Origin of the sequence: Desulfofundulus sp. (assembly GCF_049701015.1) — a bacterium.
Taxonomy (GTDB): Bacteria; Bacillota; Desulfotomaculia; order Desulfotomaculales; family Desulfovirgulaceae; genus Desulfofundulus.
The window spans coordinates 1-1,193 of the sequence record NZ_JBNATZ010000403.1; the positions used below are offsets into that span (position 1 = coordinate 1).

2 protein-coding genes and 1 riboswitch are annotated in these 1,193 nt (G+C 53.5%); of the genes, one reads left to right on the plus strand and one right to left on the minus strand.

What is annotated here, in order from left to right:
* Positions 1–359 (minus strand): hypothetical protein (locus tag ACPLUI_RS14865; RefSeq protein ID WP_424661017.1); only part of this gene is annotated, 359 nt, incomplete at its 3' end.
* Between the two features lie 233 nt (positions 360–592).
* A riboswitch (cyclic di-GMP riboswitch) is annotated at positions 593–676 on the plus strand.
* Positions 677–706: 30 nt separating this feature from the next.
* On the opposite strand from ACPLUI_RS14865, the gene ACPLUI_RS14870 reads away from it, so the two are divergent.
* A partial coding sequence (locus ACPLUI_RS14870; RefSeq protein WP_424661018.1) for a hypothetical protein occupies positions 707–1,193 on the plus strand: 487 nt, incomplete at its 3' end.

Sequence of the window (1,193 nt, forward strand, 5' to 3'; positions counted from 1 at the left end):
GCCCCGCAGGAGCACTCCACCCGGAAAAAGGCCGCCTTTTCTTTCGGCGGTGTCCATGCGAAAGCAGGTCTCACCCCCTCCATCGGGGCAGTGTCCGCCTCACCGGGTTTCTCCTCCCTCCGGTAGACCACGCCGCTCTCCCTCACGGCCCGCTCCACCTCGTCCTTCCTCTGCGGGTCCCACAGGCCGTTCTTCGTCCGGGTGTGGAAGTCCTCCGTGCTGACGCCGCACCCCGTGCAGCGGCAGTACCCCAGGGCGGGGTCGTACCCGTAGGGCATGGTTTGGTTACAGTAAGGGCAGAAAAGCTCGACCGGCCCCTGCTGCTCCCGACCTCTCTTTTTCTTTGTGGCCCTGCTCACAATGAGCACTCCCCTCTCTCTGTTTTTAAGGACTCCTGGTCAGTCCCTAAAAACAGAAAAGGCCGGGGGCGCCTAACCCCGGCCCAGCAGAAACTTCCACTCCCCCCTGGCCGCCTAGGGCCTTCAGGACATCCCTCACCTCCGGGTCGCCCAGAACGGCAAATCAGCTCCTTCAAAAATTTATTTACAACAAAAGCAGGATATTTCGTTTTTTTTGTCAAATAATCCCCTTTGTGAAAAGGTGAGCGATGAACTGCGGTCTGCAACGTGGGCGCTTGGACCGCAGTGAGCCAGTAGCGCAACCGCCGCCTGCCAGTTTACGCTAAACGGGGAGGGGCTTTTTATTTATGCAGTATTATTCTGTGTTTCCTTCAGAGAACCACCAAATTCTCGAATCTCTTGACGGGCTGGTTCAAAACATAACCGAAAGCCAGAAGGAGTTTTACCGAAAGATTACGGAGATCAGGAATAGCCATTACATGCTGGTAAAAGGCTATTATAAAGAATCTCAGAAACTGATCAAGATGTTAAAAGAAACCGCATCCCTTTGTTCCCTGATGTTCAGTATCGAAGATGAGAAAAATATTTGCGTCAGCACCATAAACATACTGCGCCAATTATTCCAGGAAGCAGTAGCAATCAGAATTCTGTGCGCCTCCAGCAGCCGTACTAAACTGGAAACTGTTGCAGTGGAGAAATCTGCCGGGTACGACATCAACAGCGTATGTTCGAAGACCCCATTCAACTGCATTGTAATTAAGGCGTGCCGCCCTATAGTCTACTCACCGTCGGAGAGTACCATCCCCTGCCCGGAAATGCTGAACTCGCCTGACC